Raw genomic sequence first — 22,934 nt, 5'->3', positions numbered from 1 at the left:
TAATTAAATTTTATTATAAATAAAGATACAAATAACATATCATATGATATCATATTTTTTATGAAATTTCAATACTTGTGAAAAAATTATTTTATAAAAATATTCCAGAACCCTTAAAGAGTTCTGGAATATTTCTAATTTTTTCTAATTTTTAAATTTTGTGTATTAAATATTTTTAATAACAATAGCGGTACCCATACCTCCACCAATACATAATGATGCTAATCCATATTCTAAATTCCTCTTTTTCATTTCATATAATAATGTTACTGTTATTCTGTTTCCTGATGCTCCTATTGGATGTCCTAACGCTATTGCTCCTCCATTTACATTTGTCCTTTCCATAAACCATTCTTTTGTTACTCCATATTTTTCACTGAGTTCTTTTATTACTGCTATCGATTGTGCTGCAAATGCTTCGTTTAATTCTATTAGTTCCATTTGTTCTAATTTTATTCCTTTTTTTTCTACTAAGTTTGTTATCGCTGCTACTGGTCCCATTCCCATTATGCTTGGATCTACTCCTCCTTGTTCATAGGCTATTATTTCCGCTAATGGTTTTAGGCCATATTTTTTTACTGCACTTTCTGATGCTAGTATCATTGCACTTGCTCCATCGTTTATTCCTGATGAGTTCCCTGCTGTTACTGTCCCATCTTTTTTGAATGCTGGTCTGAGTTTTGCTAATGTTTCTTTTGTTGTTCCAAATCTTGGATATTCGTCTGTGTCAAATATTTTTGTTTCTTTTCTTGTTTTTATTTCTATTGGTACTATTTCGTCTTTGAATTTACCTTCTTTTATCGCTTTTTCTGCTCTTTGCTGACTTATTGCTGCAAATTCATCTTGTTCTTCTCTTGTTAATCCATATTTTTCTACTATGTTTTCTGCTGTTACTCCCATGTGATATTGATTGAATACGTCTGTTAATCCATCATATACCATGTGATCTATCATTTCTATGTTTCCAAACTTTAGTCCAAATCTTGCTTTTGCTGGTAGCAACATCGGTGCATTTGACATGCTTTCCATTCCTGCTGCTACTACTATTTCTGAATTTCCCAATTTTATTTCATTTGCTGCTAACATTATTGCTTTCATTCCACTTCCACATACCATATGTACTGTATATGCTGGTTTTTCTACTGGTATTCCTGCATATATTGCTGCTTGCCTTGCTGGTCCCATTCCTTGTCCTGCCATTAATACGTTCCCTGCTACTGTGTGATCTACTTGTTCTGGTGCTACTCCTGCTTGTTCTAATGCCCCTTTTATTGCTTCTGCTCCTAATTCTGCTGCTTTTTTGTCTTTTAAGGTCCCTCCAAAACTCCCTATTGCTGTCCTTTTGGCTCCTACTATATATACTTTTTCCATTTCTTTTCCTCCTTTTTTCCTTCTTTTATTCATACGTAATGCCTAAGAGATGAAGTTTTAAAAATTTTCGAGAAAAATCTGCTAGTTCTCAATATATTATTGGAATTCAAAATTAAAACGAATGAAAACTCGAAGATTGTTTGATCTTCATAAAAGAAAATTTGTAAAAATAATGTGATGAGCCTTTGAAAATTCCCGAAAAAATTCGAATGAAGCAGGTCAATTTTGCACGGATGCAAAATTGAGTGAAGCCGAACACGGATGTGAGTCTGATACGGCCTGCTAAAATGAGAATTTTTGAGGACTCAGAATTTTCACTGGGTGAAGAACTTTATTTTATAATTTTCTTTATTTTTAAAGATATGCAATCAAGCTGTCTGAGTGATTTTATCTTTTTGGACATCCATTTTTATAGTACTAATCCACCATCTACACTTATTACTTGCCCTGTTATAAAACTACTTTCATCACTTGCTAGGAATAATGCTGTGTTTGCTATTTCTTCTGGTTCTCCCATTCTTTGTAATACTGTTTTGCTTTTTACCATATTTATTACTTTTTCTGGTAAATCTTTTGTCATTGGTGTTTTTATGAATCCTGGTGCTATTGCATTTACTCTTACTTGTGCCCCTTTTCTTGCAAATTCTTTTGCCCATGTTTTTGTCATTGCTATTACTCCACCTTTTGTTGCTGCATAATTTGTTTGTCCTATGTTTCCATATATCCCTACTACTGATGATATGTTTATTATTGATCCTTTCCCTGCTTTCATCATTTCTGGTCCAAATTGTTGGGTCATGTTAAATACTCCTTTTAAATTTACATCTATTACCATATCCCAATCTTCTTCACTCATCTTTTGTATTAATGCATCTCTTGTTATTCCTGCATTATTTACTAATACATCTACTTTCCCTTCTTCCGCTATTACTTTTTCTTTAAACTCTGCTATTGCTTTTCTATCTGTTACACTTAATTTATATCCTTTTACATTTTCATATTTACTTTCTAATTCTTTTAATGCTTCTTCATTTAAATCACATGCATATACTACTTTTGCTCCTTCTTCTGCAAATCTTTCCACCATCGCTCTTCCTAATCCCCTTGCTCCTCCTGTTACTATACATACTTTCCCTTCCATTCTCATTACTCTTTCCCTCCTGTTTTATTTTCTTCTTGCATTCTTTTATATAATTCTTGTGCGATATATGAAGCAACATCATCTGCATAAGTATTAGCTCCAAATCCTGCATCGTATCCTAATTCTTTTACTAATTCATGAGTGATCCTTGGACCACCTGCAATTAATATTACTTTATCTCTTATACCTTCTGCTTCTAATAATTCTACTAATTCTGTAAGATTTTTTATATGAATATCTTTTTGAGTTACGGTTTGTGAAACAAGCAATGCATCTGCATTAAATTCGATTGCTTTTGCTACGAATTCTTCATTTGGCACCTGACTTCCCATATTTAATGTTTCAAACATTTCATATCTTTCAAGTCCATAATGTCCTGCATATCCTTTCATGTTCATGATAGCATCTATACCAACAGTATGAGCATCTGTACCTGTACTTGCACCTATTACTCTTATTTTTCTTCCAATATTTTTCTTAATAAATTCATCTGTTTCTTCCATAGACCATGTTGTTGATTCTACCTTTGGCACATGAATAGCTGTATAATCTACTGTATGCGTACAGCTACCATATGCTATGATAAACGTAAAACCTTTCGTTAATTCTTTATGATATACCACCATCGGTTCATCAAATCCCATTTTTTTCATTAATTGTTTTGCTGCTTCTATTGCTTCATCACCATCTGGCACAGGTAATGTGAAACTCAATTGAGTTTTCCCATCATTCATTGTATCGCCATATGGTTTAATAGCTTTTAAATTTAATGTCTTATCAAAATCTTTTTTTTCTGTTGAATATAATCCTCCACTCATGGTCTTTCAGCCTCCAACATCTTTTTAATAAATGGATTAAAGTAATTTTTACCTTTTTCAAATACTCCATCTAATCCTTTTCCACCATCAATTGGTCTTTTTATATTTGCAAATGTTCCTTTTGATAAGGATACAAATAATCCATCATGAACCATTTTTTCTAATAATTCTATGGATTCATCTAATACCTGTTGTGCTCTTTTTTGAATTATTCCATCTTTTTTGAATTCTATTTCGTCACCTATATTTTTTAAATTATTAAAGATATATCTTGCATTTTCTATTGATAAGTATCTATCTGACATAAACGGAGTATGTATTGCTTCTGTAAGCATACCCAATAATTGTATTCCTTGATGTGTCCATATAGACACTACATTAAACAATGCATCCTGAACATGACCTTTAAATATATTTCCTGTCATATATTTTGTAGGTGGCATGTATTTTAATGGGGCTTTAGGGAATATTTCCCTTAACATTTGAGCTTGAGCTAATTCATACAGGAAACCATTGGTAAGATCTGGATTCATTTCAAATGCATGACCTAAGCCCATTTGTTCTTCAGGAATACCAGCCATTAGTGCTAATTGCTCATTTATTAAATCAGAAGTAAGAACTGTATGTGCTTCTTCATATGCATCTGCTGTTGTTAAATAATTATCTTCACCTGTATTAATGATAATTCCTGAGAATCCATTTATAACCCTTGAGAAATATTGGTCTATTATTGTTCTTTTCATATTTATATCTCTAAATAATATTCCATACAATGCATCATTAAGCATTACATCAAGTCTTTCCATAGCCCCCATTGCTGATATTTCAGGCATACATAACCCTGATGCATAATTTACCAATCTTATGTATCTTCCAACTTCTTCACCAACTTCATCTAATGCTTTTCTCATTATTCTAAAGTTTTCTTGTGTCGCCATTGTTCCGCCAAATCCTTCAGTGGTTGGACCATATGGAACGTAATCTAACAAACTCTGTCCTGTTGTTCTTATAACAGCTATAATATCTGCACCCTGCCTTGCAGCAGCTTGTGCTTGAATAACATCTTCATATATATTACCTGTAGCAACTATTACATATAAATATGGTTGTGGCCCTTCACCTAATTTTTCTAAGTATTCATTTCTTTTTCTTCTATTATCCTGAATTCTTTTTATCATACTATCCACAAAAGGAGTTAATGCTTCTTGAATTTTTTCTATAGAATGGATTTTTATTTTTGATAAATCCATTTCTTCTTTAGCTATTTTTTCCGCAATTTCTTGCGGCGTTAATCCTGTTTCGATTATTGCATTTCCTAATAGGAATGCTGCTCCTTGTTCTAATAATCCTTTTTCTTTTATGTGATCAACTACTATATTTGGTAATGGTACTTCATTTTCATCTATTCCATCAATTCCTAATAATCTACATATAGTTCTTTCAACAGAGACTGTTGATCTTTTATCTACAAAATTCTGTACATCTTCAGCTATTTTTTTTGCTAAGCTCCTTGCGTATTCAACTTTTTTAAAATCTAAACCTAATTTACTCATTAGAGTTTTCCTCCTTTTTTAACTTTTCTATTGTATCTATCAATTTATTATCTATATTTAATAATTTTGCTATTGTCAATGCTTCTTCTGGAACTATTTCTTTTTTATCTTCGATTAATGAATAATCTATAATTTCTGTTATATTTTCTGGCGATATTTTCTCTTTTAGTCGCTCTTTTTTTATGCCTTTTATTCTTAATTTTCTTATTTTTCCACCTGCTACATTATTGAAATGTGTTGTTATTAAAGAAATAGAATTTAACTCATTAAGCATTGTGATTACAGCTTTTACTATTAATTTTCCTTCATGTGGATTCGTATTCCTTGCTAATTCATCAAGTAATATTAGTGCATTATCATTATCTTTTAGATATTTTAATATTTCATCTAATTTTATCATTTCTGCAGCGTATGATGATAATCCACTTAATGTTGATTGATAATCTCCTGAAATTAAGAATATCTTTTTTAGAACTTTTAATTTTGCAAATTTTGCTGGTACATAAAAACCATATTGAAATAAGTATTGTGATAAGGCTAATGTTTTTAATACTACTGTTTTACCAGTCATATTTGCACCGGTAATTAATGTAACACCTTCAAATAATTCAATATCTACTGGTTGATATTGTTTATTTTCTTTTTCTAATCTATCTTTTATTACAGGATTAAATAATCCATGATAACTTATGTAATCAGAAAATTCAGGTTTTGTAAAACCATATTCTATTGCTTGTTTTGCCTTTGCCAATACAAAATCTAATTCTGCTACATCTTTTAATGCTTCTTCAAGATTATTTATATATTTTTTTAACTTTTGAGTTAGTTTTTCTCTAATTTTTTCTTCTAACTCTGCTTCTTTTAGAAGTAACTCTTCTTTTTTTTCATCTGTTACTCTTTTTTTCTCTTTTCTTATTTTTGCCAACTCTTCTGAATATGAATCATATATATAGAATGTAGGTAATTTGTTATTATCTGGATCCAGTATTTCTATTACTTTTTCTAAAGAAAGCTGTTTTAAATAAGAAAAATGTATTATTTTTCTTATCTCTTCATAATATAATGAAAAATATTTTATTTCATAAAGCTCAATATCATCTAGTATATATTCTCCTTTTAATTTTTCTATTGTATTTGTTATATCTTTTATATACATTAAATTATTCTTTGTTTTTTCAATGCTTTCTTTTTGATGTTGAATAGCTTCTATTGTTTCCTCTATTTTATTGAGCTCTTTAAAGATTCGATTTTCTTCTGTAAAGAAAATCAGATTTTTTGCTTTTTTTTGACCTAAAGGTGTTATTATTTGTAATTTATTTAAAAGATAATTTATTTCAAACATAATTCATCTTCCCTTACGTTTAGTATAGGTATATCTATTACTTCTTTTAATCTCCTTTTCATTTCATCTGAATCCAACATATATCCGCGAGGTGAATATGGATTAATTGTTATAGCTACTAATTTTGTCTTTTTTAGAACTTTTATTGTTCCACCTTTTTTTATATAAAGATTAAAGGTTTCTGGAGACACAAAAATTTTTGTGAAATCTTTTACTATTATTTCAACATCTTTCAGCTTTTTTTGTTTGGTTAAATGTTTTAAAAAACTTTCAGTTAAAGCTCCTGTTATATATATTTTCTTTCCATACTCTAATATATGTTTTTCCAAAGATTTAAAGGTTAATAATGATTTTATAGGTAATTTTTCTATATTTTCTGATATAGAGTATATTCCATCTTCTAAATTAAAAAGTTTTTCACTATTTTCACATTCTTTTAATTGTATTAAATTCACTATATGTTTTGTTTTCTTCACAAGTTCATTGATATTTATTGTTAAAGCTGCTCCTGTTGCTAAAATCATCGCATCAGTTATTACTGGAGAAGCGGGGCTTAATCTTGATAAAGCCCCGTCTATTAATACTATTTCTGTTCCAAAACTTTTTATCTTTTTTATTAATTCTTTTATTTTAACTGTTGATTGAGGTCCTGCTAATATTACTTTCCCATTATCTAAAGCTTTTGCTATAACTATTCTACCTAAAGATGTTCTCAAAGAATCTTCTACAGATAATATTTCTGCTGTAAGCTTTTTTTGTTTATAAAATTTTTCTGCTGTGGCAAATATGGTTCCTTCTTTTATTTTTATTTCAGGTTTTGGAGTTGTTGTTACCTGATCTATAGATTCACCATCTATTCCTATTGAGGTTATTCCTATTTTTTTATTTAATTTTTTTATAATGTAATTCAAGGTTTCTGTTTTTCCTGTGTTTTTTTCAAGACCTACTACAGATATGCTTTCAAAATTCACTTTTTATTCTCCTTTGAATAATACTAATGCTTCTCCATCTACTGCTAATTTTCCATCTTCTTTTATTATTTGAGTGGTTAATACTAATCTTGATTTTTCTTCTATTTTTTCTTTTACTGTTATTTTAATTGTTATTTCTTCATCAAGATATATAGGTTTTAAAAACTTTGAATCCTGTTTCATATATATTGTTCCTGGCCCTGGAAATTCCATTCCCAAGACCGCTGATATTAAACCAACACTCAATATACCATGTGCAATTCTTTTTTTAAATATTGTCTTTGATGCAAATTCTTCATCTAAATGAACAGGATTTTTATCGCCTGTTATTTCTGCAAATGTTTCTACCATATGTGCTGTAATTTTTCTTTTTACTTCATATGTTTGGTTCAATTTTATATCTTCATACCTCATTTTTTCTCCTCCACTAAATGTTGATATTTTTCCCTTAATTTTGCTCTTTCATGTCTTTCTAAATGATTAGGTTCTAAGGATATTCTATCTTTACTATCAAATAAACCTGCTACACCATACCATTTATATTTTTCTCTGTATTCTGTATCATCTACATCTGTTGTTGTATCTTCTGGTTCATGATATGTTGTTATTACCCCTTCATAATTCCTAAGTATTACTGTGTGATCATTTCTTGCTAGTAAATAATTTGGCATTAATCTTATCTTTCCTCCACCACCAGGTGCATCTACAACAAATGATGGAACTGCAAAACCTGATGTGTGCCCAATTAATGATTCCATTATTTCTAAACCTTTTGATACTGATGTTCTAAAGTGATCTATACCTTGAGACAGGTCACATTGATAGATATAATATGGTCTTACTCTTATTTTTACTAATTGATGCATTAATTCCATCATAATATATTTGCTGTCGTTTACACCTCTTAATAATACTGTTTGATTACCAAGTGGAATACCAGCATCTGCTAATTTCCTACATGCTTCTGCTGATTCTGGTGTAATTTCTTTTGGATGATTAAAATGTGTATTTAACCAAATTGGGTGATATTTTTTCAACATATTTACTAATTCATCTGTTATTATCTGTGGAAATACTACAGGTGTTCTTGTACCAATTCTAATAATTTCAACATGTGGAATCTTTCTTAATTCTTTAATTATATATTCAAGCATTGGAATACCAACCATTAATGCATCTCCACCGGATAATAAGACATCTCTAACTTGAGGTGTGTTTCTAATATATTCCAGTGCAGCATTTATATCATCCATACTTTTATGAGCATCAGTTTGACCAGCAAATCTTCTTCTTGTACAATGTCTACAATACATCGAGCACATATCTGTTATTAAGAATAAAACTCTATCAGGGTATCTATGAGTTAAACCCGGAGCAGGTGAATCTTCATCTTCATGTAATGGATCGACCATATCCCAAACACTTTTTACTAATTCTTTAGCTGTAGGAACAGCTTGTCTTCTTATTGGACATTTTGGATCATCAGGATCCATTAATGATGCATAATATGGTGTAATTGCCATTCTTAATGTTTTTAATGCATTTCTAACTCCCTCTTCTTCTTCTGGAGTTAAATTTATTACCTGTTTTAATGTGTCTACATCTGTAATTCTATTTCTCATTTGCCAATGCCAATCGTTCCATTGTTCTTCTGTTACATCTTTCCATAATGGTATTTCTGTATAATGTCTTCTTTTTTTCATCCTTTTTTGTCCCCCCTGATTATATATATAATTTTTCAAATAATTCTCTTATTTCTTTTGAATCTCTCAATATTTGAAGAGTTAAATCAGCATGACCTTTTGTATATCCATTTCCAATCATCATATTAATATCTTTACCAACACCTTCTGCACCTAAGGCTGCCTTTGTAAATGATGTTGCCATTGAGAAGAAGTATACTGTTCCTTCATCTCTGGTTATTAATATAGATGACATTTCAGTATTTGGAACATTTACATTATTAATTGTTACATCACAATATTTACCATTAGTAACTTCCAATACTTTATGATATATATCAACTGGTTTGGTAGCATCTGCTATAATTACCTCATGAGCTAATTTCATTTCTTTAATTCTTTTTGCATTAGCTTCTGAATATTCTACAACTATAACTTTACCTTTATCTCCAGCATTTTTCATCGCCTGGTATGAACATAATACTCCTGATTTTCCTCCACCACCAATAATACAAACTGTATCTCCTTCTTTTACTAATTTATTTACTTGAGCTGGAGCACCCGCTACATCAAGAGCAGCTAATGCCAATTTTTCAGGTATATCTTCTGGTAATTTTGCATATATACCTGTTTCAAATAATATTGCCTGACCATCTATATCAACCTGATCATTTTCAATATTAATCTTTTTTATTTTTTCTATTTTTAATGGTGTTAAAGATAAGGATACTAATGTAGCAATCTTATCTCCAACTTTTAATGTTTTATCTGGAAAATCTGGACCTATTTCTTTTACTGTACCTATAAGCATTCCTCCAGATCCAGTTACAGGATTTTGCATCTTACCCCTTTCATTTACTATATCAAGAATCACTTTTTCCATCTTTTTTACATCTTTATTGCACGCTTCTTTGATTTGAGTAAAACTTGCTGAATCAATATTTAAAGTTATTACATCAATTAGCAATTCATTTGAATATATCTCCATTGTATTATCAATTTTTTTTGCTGCTTGAGGTAATAATCCTTTTGGTTCTATTACCCTATGTGTTCCAAATGGACAACCTTTTTTCATTTTTTTCCCTCCATTATTTCTTTTTTATGTTTAATATTTCTCTTGCTTCATCTGGAGTTGCTACTTCTCTACCCAATTCTTTTGCTATTCTTACTATTCTCTCAACAAGTTGTGCATTTGATTTGGCCAATTCTCCTTTTTTATAATATATGTTATCCTCGAATCCAACTCTTACATGACCACCCATTAATATTGCATGTACTGCTAATGGTAATTCATATCTTCCTATTCCTGCTACAGTCCATGTGCTACCTTGGGGTATATGATTTACTAAATATAACAAATCATCTATTCCGCCAGGAATTGCACCAGGTACCCCCATAACAAAATCGAAATGTATTGGTGTATCCAATAAATCTTTCTTTACCAATCTTAATGCGTTTGCAATATGACCTCTTTCAAATACCTCTATTTCCGGCTTTATTCCTCTTTCTTTCATCTCTTTTGCAAACTTTTCTATATACTCTTCTGAATTTACAAATATATCACTACCGAAATTAGTAGTACCCGCTGATAATGTTGCCATTTCTGGATTCAATTCCAATGGTTGCTTTCTTTGTTCAAAGGTGTGATATACTGCTCCGCCAGTTGATGGTTGAAATATCATATTGCATTTAGCTTCTATTTTTTCTTTTATTTCTTTATACACTTCATATGATTGTGTTGGGTTCCCTTCTTTATCTCTTGCATGAACATGAGCAATAGATGCTCCTGCAAGATAACATTCATATGCAGCTTCTGCTATTTCATCAGGTGTAATTGGCAGATTTGGTTGTTGTTCCCTTGTTACTTCTGCACCAGTTAATGCAACTGTGATAATTAATTTTTCCATTATTTTTTTCCCTTCCTTTGTTTATCTTTTGGAACAACACATGTTCCACTTGCTCTACATACAACTATTGGTTCTTCTAAATAATCTGCTGCAGAATCTGATATATCAGGTCTTGGAGCTATTACTTTTCTTGCTTCAAATACCATTTTTCTTGATGTATTTCCCACTTTTACAATTTCACCTGTAGCTTCTATATAATCACCAGCATATACTGGTGCTATAAATTCTATGTCATCATATGCTTTAAATAACCCTTCATCACCATCATGTCTGATCAATAATTCTGTTGCTACATCACCAAATAGTTGTAAAATTTTTGCTCCGTCTACAAGATTTCCACCATAATGAGCATCATGCAAACTCATTCTTACCCTTATCATAACTTTTTCACCCATATTTTTTCCCCCTTAAATTTCCATTGTTTTCAAATTTTCTGGAATTATTAATTCTGCATCTGTTATTTCTTTTAATTCATCTAATGTTATATCTGGTGATATTTCTTTTAATAATAATCCTTCGTCAGTAGGCTCAATAACTGCGAACTCTGTAACTATTAAATCTATTCTTCTTGAAGAAGTTAAAGGCAAATTGCATTTTTTCACTATTTTAGGTTTTCCTTTGGTTGTATGCGTCATAGCAACTATTACTTTTTTAGCACCAGTTACCAAATCCATTGCTCCACCCATTCCAGGAATTAATTTTCCAGGAACCATCCAGTTAGCTAAATGACCTTCTTCATCAACTTGAAGACCTCCCAATACTGTATAATCAAGATGACCTCCCCTTATTAAAGCAAATGAAAATGCTGTATCAAATGTCATAGCACCTGGTACAGTTTCAATAAATTTTCCTCCTGCATTTGTTAAATCTGGATTGGATAATTCTTCTGGCACTTCAGATCCAATACCTAAAACACCATTTTCACCATGAAAAAATATATTCATTTCTTTCGGCACATAATTAGCAACTAATGTTGGAAGTCCAATTCCTAAATTTACAATGTTTCCTGGCTTGAACTCTTTTGCAACTCTTTTAGCAATTCTTTCTTTTGCAGTCATTATTCTCTCCCCCTTACAACCACATAATCAACAAGTGCTCCTGGGAATTGCACCTGTTCTGGTGGTATTGAACCCGTTGGCACTAATTCATCTACTTCAACAATTACCAAATCAGCAGCCATTGCAATTATAGGATTAAAGTTGCTTGCTGTATATGCAAATTGGAGATTCCCAATATGATCTGCTCTTTTTGCTTTAACTAATGCCACCTTTCCTCTAATAGCTTTTTCAAGTATATATTTTTTACCATCAATTTCTATAACTTGTTTTCCATCTTCAACAACTGTGCCTATTCCTGTAGGGGTTAATATACCACCTAATCCAACACCACCAGCCCTTATTTGTTCAATTAATGTTCCTTGAGGAACTAATTCCACTTCTAATTCTTTTTCTATATATTGCCTTTGTGTTTCTTTATTTGTACCAATATGGGAAGTTATTACTTTTTTTGCAAGTTTATGATATATTAACCTCCCAATTCCTTTATCTTCAAAAGAAGTATCATTACAAATAATGATTAAATCCTTTTTGTTTTGTTTAATTATCTCATCAATCAATGTTTCCGGCGTACCTACTGTCAAAAAGCCCCCTATCATAATGCTATCACCGTTGTTAACAAAAGAAATAGCCTCTTCGGCTTTTACTATCTTCATTTAATCACCCCTTAACTCCTATGAAATTTATTTCACGAAAATTTTATCAATTTTTACATTAGAAAAAAAATCGTAAGAATTGTCGTTAATCTGATTTAAAAGTATTAATTACCTTTTAAACTTAAATAATGAAATTTTTTTCATATATACAATAATAATAAAAAAAGAGCCTTACGGCTCTTATCCTTTATAGCTTTCTATTTCAAATAAATAGAATTTAAGATACTCTGTTTCTAATATATTATATAATATCGGATGATCGGGAGATTGTGACCCTCTAAAAATTTGTTTTAAGAAAACTTTATTGTCTTTAGCTGCATCAAATACTATTCTTTTAAATTCTTCATCGTATACTAATTGAGTACACGAAGCTGTCGCAAATAATCCTTTATTTTTCGTTATCCTCATAGCTCTAAGATTTAATTCTTTATAACCTCTAATAGCATTCTTTACAGAACTCCTGGATTTTGCTAATGACGGCGGATCTATTATTACAAAATCAAAATAGATGTTTGCATCATCAAACTTTCTCAGCTGATCAAAGGTATTTGTTTCAAATAATTCATATTTATCCTTTGAAATATTATTAGCCTTTAGCGTTTGTTCTAAAACATATAATGCTCTTTCTGAATAATCTAAAAATGTTACGTACTTTGCTTCTCCCAACAAAGCATGAACACCAAAATTACCTGTATATGCAAACCCATCCAATACTTTTTTATCTTTTGCCAACAATTTGACTTTCAAAGCATTGTATCTTTGGTCTAAGAAAAAACCTGTTTTTTGACCTTTTGTATCTGCAAAAAATTTTATTCCATTTATTTCAAACGGTATTAATTCTGGTCCTTTTTTATATACCCATCCTTCTGTATAATCAAAACCTTCTATTTTTGCATTTTTATCATCATCTTTTTCAAATATACCTTCAGGATTAAATAATTCTATTAATACATCTATTATTTGCTTTTTTAGTTTATATATCCCAAGAGTATTTATTTGAACTACAAAAAAATTTTCGAATTTATCTATTACCAGTCCCGGAAAATAATCTCCTTCTCCAAAAATAAGTCTAAATGATTTCTCATTATTATTAAATAATAATTTTCTATATTCATATGCGTTCTTAATTTTATTTTTTATCCATCCATAATCTATGGTTTCATGTTTTTTTGTCAATAATCTAACCCTTATTTTTGAATTATCATTAATATATCCTCTTCCTATAAATTTTTTATTATAAAAAACATCGACTATATTTCCATTTTCATATTCACCAATTATTTTATCTATTTCATTTTCATATATCCAACTATGACCGTTTAAAACTCTTGATTTTATATCTTTTTTTAAATATATATTCGCCATCTCATCTCTCCTCTGTATTTATTATTGAACTCTATTTTCAATTTTTTTTACAGTGTAATATCCCACATGATATTTTCCATATATAAATATATCATACCAATAATTCATACTTATTTTATCATTCTTTTTTAATTTTAAACTTACTGAATTGCTATGATACCCCCAATTATTTATTGGCTTAAAATTAACATAATCACCAGGCTTTTGTTCCAATTCAGATATATAAATATGATAATTATTATTTAAATTATCTATTATTAAGTTATATTCTTCATTATGAACAACACTTTTATTTAAATATATATTTGGTTTTTCAACAAAATGACTTCCTATTGTATATATATAATTACCTGAAATTTTTCCATCTATATATTTTATTTCAAATGTCTTATTTTCATAATTTGTTACTTCAGAATCTTTTAAATATTTTCTATATTCAAAATATGTTGTTTCCTCATCATACCAAGATAATGGCATATCAATTAATTTAGCCTCTGCTATCCCATCTTCATTATTATCAATATATAATTCTACTTTCATTTTATTTTTATCTATATATTTTGTATTAAATCCTATACATGCAAAAAACATATATTTATCATCAGATTCCAATAAATCATATTCTGGAGGTTGATATCTTATATCTAAATTCAAATCATTATAATTAATATTAAACAATGTAATAGTTGGATCATATTCTTGAGAGACTTCATCTCTATGCCTATCAAAAATATTAAAATTCATACAAGAAGTCAATATTATTGAAATAAAAAAAACAATTATAATTATTCTTTTTACCATTTTTCCACCTTCCTAATAAAAGAACCAGAACTAAGTCTGGTTCTTAAATATTAAAATCCTATAGACATATTTGCTCTAATCGTTGTATTTCGCCCATCAAATAATTCATCAGTTGTTGGGGCTTGAGTAGTTAATGAAACATGCACTTCAGCTAAATAAATATTTAATCCTATTCCACTATTAAAAGTCCAATAATTATATGAATCTCCTGTATCTGCATTAATATTGTAATTTTTTATTTCAGCCCAGAAAGGTAATGCACCCCATAATATTCTTTTTCCAGCTGCTACTCCCCATATAAAATCTTCTGTATCTGGAGCATATTCTATTGATGGAACAAAATCTAATAATATTGGTAAAGTTATAAAAAATGTCATTTTCCAAGGCTTAAATTTAGACCAGATCACTTCATCGGATTTATTTACAATATCAAACTCAGAAAATTCTAATGCTTCCGAACTAAAATTGACATGCGCAAATGTATTATATTTATATATACCCACACCACTTGCAATAGGAATATCTTTTACACCAAATCCTATTGCAGGATAATTATTACCAGCAACAAATCCTACATCTAATGTAATAATTCCGTTATTCATCATCTTATCCATTAAAGTATCAAGTTCATTAAATATTTGTGTTGGTCCATCATAAAACAAAGAGTATGTATATGGAAGATTAGAAGTTTCATCTGGAAATGCTGTTATCAAAGTATAATCATTATTAGATCTTCTAACATCGTATATAGGTAAATGACTTTTTATCGTCCCACCAAATGAAAAATCTTTACCTCTTAATCCAATGTGTAGTCCACTATCTATCCATAATGAATTAATAAAATTTAAAGTATTCTTATTATGCATATCAATGTTTGTTATTTTAAATTCAGGCGCTAAAACAAATGTCCCTAATTTTATTTTACCAAAACTTTCAAAGGATACATTTCTCCCTAAAACATTCGATGAACTTAAATCATAATAATTACCTTCATTACCTAATAAGTTTAAATCAGCAATTTCAGTAAAATCTGTCAAACTTTCTTGAATTAACCTTGAAGATAATCCCCCATTTAATTCAACAAAATTTCTCGCAGACCAAGAAACAAGAGCAGGATTTAGATCTTTATTCCATTGTGATAATACTTCAATCTGTGGAAAAGCCAATACAACAAGAGTCGTTACCAATAACAACACAAAAACACGTTTCATAATATCCCCTCCACTTTCATAAAATATTATGCTTCTTAGTTAATATTAATTTAAATACTTTTTATACTATTATACATCTTTTTTGCAAATAAAACAAATATTTTTTTAGAAAAAAGTGGGGCTATAAGCCGGATTCTGTGTTAATCGGTCATTTATCTAAGCGGTCTACCTGGAAGGGGCTAATAAGCATGCCGGGACAAGCTTGCCCTTCCTATTTGATCTTGCTCAAGGTGGGGGTTACCAAGCCATCAGGTTACCCTGATGCTGGTGAGCTTTTACCTCACCGTTCCACCCTTGCCATTATGGCGGTTTTCATTTCTATGGCCCTACTCCGAGGATTTCTCCTCCCGGCAGTTAACCGGCACCTTGCCCTTAGAGTCCGGACTTTCCTCATGACGAATTGTATTTCGCCACGCGACCGATCGCCCCACTTTCAATTATCTATTTAAATAATTAAACAATCTACCTTGGTATGTATTTCTATTTTTCATTTCTTTCTCGAGTATATTAATTATTTTAATTTTTGACATACCCCAATTCCCATGCAATACTCCTTCTTTAGGAGGATCAGCCGCAAGCCTATGTATTACTACTTTTGGATCAAGATATTCTAAGAATAATATATTTCTATTTATAAATTCTTTTAAAGATAGAGGTTTTATCTCACCATTTTTATACATTTGACCTAACACTGTATTTTCTGTAATATATAAAGAATGCAATTTTACTCCATCCACATTTAAGGCAGATAATATTTTTGCACCTTCTATTATATCTTCTTCATTATCCCAAGGTAAATCTATTATCATATGAACAATAACTTCTATATTTCTTTGCTTTGCCCTATTTACAGCGTCTATAAATTCTGCCAATGTATGACCTCTATTGAGTATTTTCAATGTATTGTAATTAACACTTTGAAGGCCAAATTCTAAATATACATCTAATTTTTCTTTATATGATGCAATTAAATCTAATTTTTCATCTTCTACACAATCAGGCCTTGTGGATATATCTAATATTATAATTCTATCATCTATCAATGCTGAATCATATATTTTTTTTAATACATGAGTGGGTGCATATGTATTTGTATTTGATTGAAAATATGCCATAAACTTGTTAGCTTTTCCTTTATATCTTTCTATCATAAATTTTAATTGATCAGCTATTGGAGTTTTTGGTGATAATGCTGCAAAACCACTCCCACTTTCTTCACAATATATACATCCTCCAGTTCCTCTTAATCCTGTTTTATTAGGACATGTAAAGCCTGCATTTATAGGTAAACGTTGAACCCTTTCCCCATATTTACCTTTTAGATAATCACTTAATTTGTTATATAACACTATTTATTCTCCTTTGCTTTTTTTAAATTTTTTTTCTAAGTCAAAATATAATTTATGGAATTTTCCGGAGTAATCAGATTCTTTTAGCTTAGGATATTCACCATCATAATATACCCATTCTCCATTTATCATTGTTGCATATACTTTATTTATAGGAGAATACACTAAATGTGATTTCAATCTGTTTAAGTCTATTGGATAAAATTCAAAATTATTCAAATCTATTATTGCTAAATCTGCTTTATACTCTTCTTCAATTCTCCCAATTTTTTCATTTAATGCATAACCACCATTTTCCCAAACCATTCTAAGTGCTTCTTCTGTTTTAAACTTTTCTGGACCATTGGATTTTTGCAATAATGAAGCTAATCTCATTTCTTCCCAAAGATTTAATGTATTATTACTTGCCGCACCATCTGTACCCAAAGTTATATTAACTTCATGTTCCAACATTTTTAAAATAGGTGCAATTCCATTTCCTAATTTTAGATTACTAGAAGGATTATGCGCTACTGTTACTTCATTTTTTGCAATAATTTTGATATCTTCCTCATCAACATGAACACAATGAGCCGCTATAACATTATTCTTAAATAATCCCGTCTTTTCAATTTCCTGTATTGAATACATTTCTCTTTCATTAACTGATTCATACAAATGTATTGTAGTAAATGTATTGTATTTTTTTGCTAATTCTGAAATTTCTTCAAGTTTATTCATGGGACATGTATATGGAGCATGTGGTCCAAATCCCACTTTAATATTATATTTATTATGATAATTTTCAAATAAATAAATTGTTTCATCAATTCGTCTTTTCCAACCATCATCATTATCATATCCTAATCCTCTTGTTAAAAAAGCTCTTATTCCTGTATCCTTAACAGCTCTAGCAGTTCCTTCCATAAAAAGATACATATCTACTACAGTGGTTATTCCTTTGGATAACATCTCTAAAATAGAAACTAAAGAACCATAATACGTTAAATCATCATTTAATAAATCTTCTCTAGGAAACATTTCATTAAATAACCAATTTTGTAATGTTAAATCATCACCTATTCCTCTAAACAAAGACATTGCAAGATGAGTATGTGTATTTATAAATCCTGGTATAATTAATTTATTTGTAAAATCATATATTTCATATTTATCTTCTATTTTTTCTTTATCTTCAATATACATTTGATCTGATAACTCTACTATTATATCATCGTCAATTAATATATCCATTTTTTTTATATCAGCATCAGCACTCATCAATACATAAGCGTTTTTTAAAATTTTTTTCATACAATCACCTCTGAATTATTATAGCACCTTTATTTTAATTTTTTTTGATGATATAATAAAATCCCCCAAAGGGGATTTTATTATATCTGTTATATTTTAAATTGATTAAGCTTATTATTTAATTGATCCACTAATTTTTCTAATTCTTCTGCTTTGATATTTACATTTTCTATTTCTTTACTTTCTTCTTCGATTTCTTCTGTTATTTCTGTTATTTCATTTGATATTTCTAATATCATTTGTGCTGTTTTGTCACTTGCTGCTGCCATTTCTTCTGTTGATGCACTTTGTTCTTCTGCACTTGCTGTTAATCCTTCTATCCTTTGATTTATGTTCTCTACTCTTTCTAATATTTGTTGGAACTTTTCTTTTATTTCATCTGCATTGTTTTCTACTTCATTTATTACTTTTACTGTGTCTTCTGTTGCTTTGTTTGCATTTTGCGCTCCTTCTTTTATTTCTGTTAGGATTTGGGCTATTTCTTCTGTTGCTTTTTTACTTTCTTCTGCTAATTTCCTTATTTCATCTGCTACTACTGCAAATCCTTTTCCTGCTTCTCCTGCTCTTGCTGCTTCTATTGCTGCATTTAATGCTAATAAATTTGTTTGTTCTGTTATGTTTGTTATGGTGTCTACTATTTCTCCTATGTTGTTTGCTTTTTCTGCTAATACTTCTACTGTTTTTTCTGTTTCTTTTGATTTTTCTACTGCACTGTCTATTATTTTTGTTATTTCTGTTATTGATTTTTCTCCTTCTTCTGTTAATTGTGTTGTTTCATTTACTTCTTCCGCTATTTCTACCGCTGTACTTGATACGTTTTGTGCTGCTGTTGATACTTCATTTACTCCAGATGTGAGTTCTTCTGTTGTTGCTGCTGCATTTTCTGCATTTTCTTCTATCATTTTTGTTTTTCCTAATACTTCTTCATTTGCTGATATGGTTTTTTCTGATACTTCTGTTAATATTTCTGATGATTCTTCTATTTTTTTACCCGCTTCTAATAGCCATTTTATTGTTTCACTTAATTGATTTGCCATGTTTTGTAATGAGTTTGCTATCATTGCTGTTTCATCTTTCCCTTTTGATTCAAATTTTATTGTGAAATCTCCTGTTGCAAATTTGTCTACTTTTTTACTTAGTTCTATTAACGGTTTTGATATTTTTCTTGAGAAGAATAATGATATTATTATGGATATTATTAATACCAATACTGTTGTTATCATCAGTATATTTTTTATTTTTTCCGATGCTCTGAATGCTTCTTTTGTCGATACTTCAGATATAAATGCCCAATTTATTTCTTTGTATTTGAATGGTGTATATGCTGCTAATACTTCTTCTCCTTTAAAATTTTTTGATATTTCCCATCCCGTTTCTCCATTTAATGCTTTTTTTATGTAATCTGTATCTACTTTTTGTTTTAGTATTGTTTCTTTTCCCGGTAAATTACTTCTCATTATTTTATCCTGTCCTACTATATATGTTATCCCTGTTTCTCCCATTCCACTTTTGTCCTGGAGAATATTTTCATAAGCTTTATTTAAAATATGAACTACTAAATATCCAATATTTTGATCATCATATATTACACGTTTTCCTGCAAAAAATCCATTCTCTTCATCGCCAGCTGTGTAATATTTTATGTCCGAAAAATGCACGTTATCATCATTTTTTCCTTTTAAAGTCTTGTATAAATCTCCTAAACTTGTATCTTTAAATTCTCCTGTTTCTATATTAGTAGCAAAATCTTTATTTTTTTTAGTAGAATATATTATATATCCATCAGAAGTTATATAAAAGATATCATAATATATAGGTTTAGTTAAAAGTAATTTCCTCATTAATGAATTTAATTTTTCATGTATAGAGTTATATTGATATAATTCATCCAATGCATCTGAATCAACTTTGCTTTGATCAAAATTATCATCATAAAAAATATTATCCAGCTTTTCTCTATTTTTATATGGATTATTATCATGATATACTTCTTTCAAATATTTTAAATATTTATCGAAACTACCCAAACTTTTTGAAAAATCTTCTTCCCCATATAATCCATTTAAATATTCAACTATAACAGGTAATTCAGAAAAATATTTTATATCTTTTTCCACATCAGAAAATGTTTTTTCTAAAAAAACTTTTCTTGAATCTCTCGCTACAATTAATTTATTTGCAAAACTCTCTTGAAGTGACGATTGTGAATTTTTAACGCTAATTAAGAAAAAAAGGGTAAAAGATGCAAATAGCAATACAAATACCAAAGTTAGAATTTTTCCATTTATTTTCATAATTACCCCTCCTAATTTTTTATAAATTCAAATAATGTATCTAAATATTGATTTTTATATTTTGGTTCATTAAACACTTCATGTTTAGCGTATTTATGTGTTTTGATATAGGCTATTGGTAGTTTTTCTGATAATGTTTTTAATCCATTAACATTTATTATTTTATCACTTTCCCCATACTGCAGTAATACTGGAATATTTAATTTCTCCGATTCTTCTAAAGCTTTTTCAGCTTCTGAAAATAGTTGTTTTGCAGTTTTCAAAGAAATTTTATTATGAACTAATGGATCATCAATATATTTTTTAATCGCATTATCATCATGACATAAATCTTTTGGATCAATACCGTTGCTTATTGTTAAACTTCCAAAAGAACCTAACGTATTTGCCAAAAATTTCTGAAAAGATGTATATAATTTCCCAACAGCAGGAGATGATAAAATTAACTTTTCCGGTTTTTTATCTGAATATTCTGCATATCTTAATGCAATCATTCCTCCTAAACTATGCCCAAACAATATAAAATTATCTGGAGTTATTTCTTTTATATAATTATATACTTCATAAAAATCTTTAATATACCCTTTTTTACCTTCACTTAATCCATGACCAGGAAGATCAAAGGCTATTACTTCATAATCTATATCTAATAATTTATCAATTAAAAACTTATATCTTCCGGAATGTTCTCCAAGACCATGAACAATTACAAATGTTTTTTTTGGGTTTTCTATTTTCTTAAATCTTTTTAAAAACATCATATCCCTCCAATTGAATTAATCTATAAATTTTTGTTTTTCTATTTCTTTAAATAACTTTTTATTATTTTCATATTTTCTCATAAGTCTAAAAATTTCCATCAAAGCTTCTTCTGTGGACAAGTTATTCAACCAATTTCTTAGTATCCAAGAATACCTTAATTCATCTTTAGTAAATAACAATTCTTCCTTTCTTGTGCCGGATAATTTTACATCTATTGCTGGGAATATTCGTTTATTGGCTAATTCTCTTGATAATATCAATTCCATATTTCCAGTCCCTTTAAATTCTTCAAAAATAACCTCATCCATTTTAGAACCTGTTTCTACAAGCGCCGTTGCTAAAATGGTTAAACTTCCACCTTCTCTGATTCTTCTTGCTGCACCAAAGAATTTCTTAGGAAATGTCAATGCTGATGGATCAACACCACCACTTAACAATTTACCACTTGGTGGAACATATAAATTATAAGCACGAGCTAATCTGGTTAATGAATCCATTAATATTATTACATCATGACCAAATTCTACGAGTCTTTTTGCCATATTTAATGTCATTTCAGCAACTTTTATTTGATTGTGAGGATCCATATCAAAAGGAGCCGCTATAACTTCAGCATCAACAGTTTCTCTAATATCTGTAACTTCCTCAGGTCTTTCATCTATTAATAATACAATTCTTTTAGTTTCAGGATTATTTTTTGCTATAGAATTTGCTATATCTTTTAATAATGTAGTTTTACCAGCTTTTGGGGGAGCTACAAGAAGTCCTCTTTGACCTTTCCCGATAGGAGAAAATATATCTATTATTCTTGAACTTACAGGGGAATTTTCATATTCTAATTGAAGTCTTTTATTGGGATAAACAGGTGTGAGATTTTCAAAAGAAATTCTATCTCTAGCTTGTTCTGGTGCTTGATAATTAACCGCCTCAACTCTTAACAATGCAAAGAATTTTTCTCCTTCTTTTGGGGGCCTAACTTGTCCAGCAACTATATCTCCTGTAGCTAAGTTAAATCTTCTAATTTGTGATTGAGAAACATAGACATCATCATTACCATTTAATAATGAATTATGTGTATTTCTTAAAAATCCATATCCATCAGGAAGAATTTCCAAAACTCCCTCATGAAAAAAATATCCAAAAGATTCCGTTTGTTTACTTAATATTTTGAATTTTAATTCATGATCAGTTAATGCTGAATAATTTTCTATCCCATACTTCCTCGCAAGATTATATAGTTGTCTTCTAGACATTTGATTTAATTTCCCCATATCAATCTCAACAGGAATTATTTCATCCTTTTTTAATTCTCTTCCATTATTTTCACTCACTTTACCACCTCTTCAAAAATACTATAGTTTAA

21 protein-coding genes and 1 other RNA gene are annotated in these 22,934 nt (G+C 29.5%); all 22 read right to left on the bottom strand.

Going from position 1 to position 22,934, the window contains the following annotated elements:
• Window positions 1-165: 165 nt before the first annotated feature.
• Window positions 166-1,371: an acetyl-CoA C-acetyltransferase gene (locus ACZ5CK_RS03400; RefSeq protein WP_464582502.1), complete on the bottom strand. Its 1,206-nt coding sequence runs from the start codon at window positions 1,369-1,371 to the stop codon at window positions 166-168.
• Window positions 1,372-1,780: 409 nt separating this feature from the next.
• A complete protein-coding gene (gene fabG, locus ACZ5CK_RS03395; protein WP_464582501.1) occupies window positions 1,781-2,518 on the bottom strand; it encodes a 3-oxoacyl-[acyl-carrier-protein] reductase in 738 nt (245 codons plus the stop codon).
• Window positions 2,518-3,330: a lysine 5,6-aminomutase subunit beta gene (gene kamE, locus ACZ5CK_RS03390; protein WP_464582500.1), complete on the bottom strand. Its 813-nt coding sequence runs from the start codon at window positions 3,328-3,330 to the stop codon at window positions 2,518-2,520. Before kamE ends, fabG begins: the two co-directional genes overlap by 1 nt.
• Window positions 3,327-4,883, bottom strand: a complete 1,557-nt coding sequence (gene kamD / locus ACZ5CK_RS03385; protein ID WP_464582499.1) for a lysine 5,6-aminomutase subunit alpha — start codon at window positions 4,881-4,883, stop codon at window positions 3,327-3,329. The genes kamE and kamD overlap by 4 nt, the downstream gene beginning before the upstream one ends.
• Window positions 4,876-6,225, bottom strand: a complete 1,350-nt coding sequence (kamC, locus tag ACZ5CK_RS03380; RefSeq protein ID WP_464582498.1) for a lysine 5,6-aminomutase reactivase ATPase KamC — start codon at window positions 6,223-6,225, stop codon at window positions 4,876-4,878. Before kamC ends, kamD begins: the two co-directional genes overlap by 8 nt.
• Window positions 6,213-7,196, bottom strand: coding sequence for a lysine 5,6-aminomutase reactivase subunit KamB (gene kamB / locus ACZ5CK_RS03375; RefSeq protein ID WP_464582497.1), 984 nt, complete (start codon window positions 7,194-7,196; stop codon window positions 6,213-6,215). The genes kamC and kamB overlap by 13 nt, the downstream gene beginning before the upstream one ends.
• Before the next feature lie 3 nt (window positions 7,197-7,199).
• Window positions 7,200-7,610 (bottom strand): MaoC family dehydratase, encoded by a 411-nt coding sequence (locus ACZ5CK_RS03370; protein ID WP_464582496.1) that lies wholly within the window; start codon window positions 7,608-7,610, stop codon window positions 7,200-7,202.
• Window positions 7,607-8,899: a lysine 2,3-aminomutase gene (kamA, locus tag ACZ5CK_RS03365; protein WP_464582495.1), complete on the bottom strand. Its 1,293-nt coding sequence runs from the start codon at window positions 8,897-8,899 to the stop codon at window positions 7,607-7,609. The genes ACZ5CK_RS03370 and kamA overlap by 4 nt, the downstream gene beginning before the upstream one ends.
• A gap of 19 nt (window positions 8,900-8,918) precedes the next feature.
• Window positions 8,919-9,953, bottom strand: coding sequence for an L-erythro-3,5-diaminohexanoate dehydrogenase (gene kdd / locus ACZ5CK_RS03360; RefSeq protein ID WP_464582494.1), 1,035 nt, complete (start codon window positions 9,951-9,953; stop codon window positions 8,919-8,921).
• A gap of 13 nt (window positions 9,954-9,966) precedes the next feature.
• Complete coding sequence (gene kce, locus ACZ5CK_RS03355) at window positions 9,967-10,785, bottom strand: 3-keto-5-aminohexanoate cleavage enzyme (RefSeq protein WP_464582493.1); 819 nt, start codon at window positions 10,783-10,785, stop codon at window positions 9,967-9,969.
• Window positions 10,785-11,180 carry a 3-aminobutyryl-CoA ammonia lyase gene (kal, locus tag ACZ5CK_RS03350; protein ID WP_464582492.1) on the bottom strand — a complete coding sequence of 132 codons (396 nt, stop codon included), beginning with the start codon at window positions 11,178-11,180 and terminating at the stop codon, window positions 10,785-10,787. Before kal ends, kce begins: the two co-directional genes overlap by 1 nt.
• A gap of 12 nt (window positions 11,181-11,192) precedes the next feature.
• Window positions 11,193-11,843, bottom strand: a complete 651-nt coding sequence (locus tag ACZ5CK_RS03345) for a 3-oxoacid CoA-transferase subunit B (RefSeq protein ID WP_464582491.1) — start codon at window positions 11,841-11,843, stop codon at window positions 11,193-11,195.
• Window positions 11,843-12,496 (bottom strand): CoA transferase subunit A, encoded by a 654-nt coding sequence (locus tag ACZ5CK_RS03340; RefSeq protein ID WP_464582490.1) that lies wholly within the window; start codon window positions 12,494-12,496, stop codon window positions 11,843-11,845. The genes ACZ5CK_RS03345 and ACZ5CK_RS03340 overlap by 1 nt, the downstream gene beginning before the upstream one ends.
• Window positions 12,497-12,676: 180 nt before the next feature.
• Window positions 12,677-13,861 (bottom strand): class I SAM-dependent rRNA methyltransferase, encoded by a 1,185-nt coding sequence (locus ACZ5CK_RS03335; RefSeq protein WP_464582489.1) that lies wholly within the window; start codon window positions 13,859-13,861, stop codon window positions 12,677-12,679.
• A gap of 21 nt (window positions 13,862-13,882) precedes the next feature.
• A complete protein-coding gene (locus ACZ5CK_RS03330; protein ID WP_464582488.1) occupies window positions 13,883-14,662 on the bottom strand; it encodes a hypothetical protein in 780 nt (259 codons plus the stop codon).
• Window positions 14,663-14,712: 50 nt separating this feature from the next.
• Window positions 14,713-15,873 carry a hypothetical protein gene (locus ACZ5CK_RS03325; protein ID WP_464582487.1) on the bottom strand — a complete coding sequence of 387 codons (1,161 nt, stop codon included), beginning with the start codon at window positions 15,871-15,873 and terminating at the stop codon, window positions 14,713-14,715.
• A 108-nt stretch (window positions 15,874-15,981) separates the two neighbouring features.
• An RNA gene (gene rnpB, locus ACZ5CK_RS03320) (RNase P RNA component class A) lies at window positions 15,982-16,307 on the bottom strand.
• Between the two features lie 3 nt (window positions 16,308-16,310).
• Complete coding sequence (mnmL, locus tag ACZ5CK_RS03315) at window positions 16,311-17,222, bottom strand: tRNA modification radical SAM protein MnmL/YtqA (protein ID WP_464582486.1); 912 nt, start codon at window positions 17,220-17,222, stop codon at window positions 16,311-16,313.
• A 3-nt stretch (window positions 17,223-17,225) separates the two neighbouring features.
• Window positions 17,226-18,515, bottom strand: a complete 1,290-nt coding sequence (locus tag ACZ5CK_RS03310) for an amidohydrolase (RefSeq protein ID WP_464582485.1) — start codon at window positions 18,513-18,515, stop codon at window positions 17,226-17,228.
• Between the two features lie 89 nt (window positions 18,516-18,604).
• Entirely contained in the window at window positions 18,605-20,809 is a 2,205-nt protein-coding gene (locus ACZ5CK_RS03305) for a methyl-accepting chemotaxis protein (protein WP_464582484.1), read from the bottom strand.
• Window positions 20,810-20,820: 11 nt separating this feature from the next.
• Window positions 20,821-21,567 carry an alpha/beta hydrolase gene (locus ACZ5CK_RS03300; RefSeq protein ID WP_464582483.1) on the bottom strand — a complete coding sequence of 249 codons (747 nt, stop codon included), beginning with the start codon at window positions 21,565-21,567 and terminating at the stop codon, window positions 20,821-20,823.
• A gap of 18 nt (window positions 21,568-21,585) precedes the next feature.
• The gene (gene rho, locus ACZ5CK_RS03295; protein WP_464582944.1) at window positions 21,586-22,842 is read right to left on the bottom strand and encodes a transcription termination factor Rho; all 1,257 of its coding nucleotides are present in this window, start codon (window positions 22,840-22,842) and stop codon (window positions 21,586-21,588) included.
• Window positions 22,843-22,934 lie beyond the last annotated feature (92 nt).

Source organism: Marinitoga okinawensis, assembly GCF_055387075.1.
Note: the sequence above shows the minus strand (reverse complement) of the source record. Positions and strands in the feature narration are given on the sequence as shown.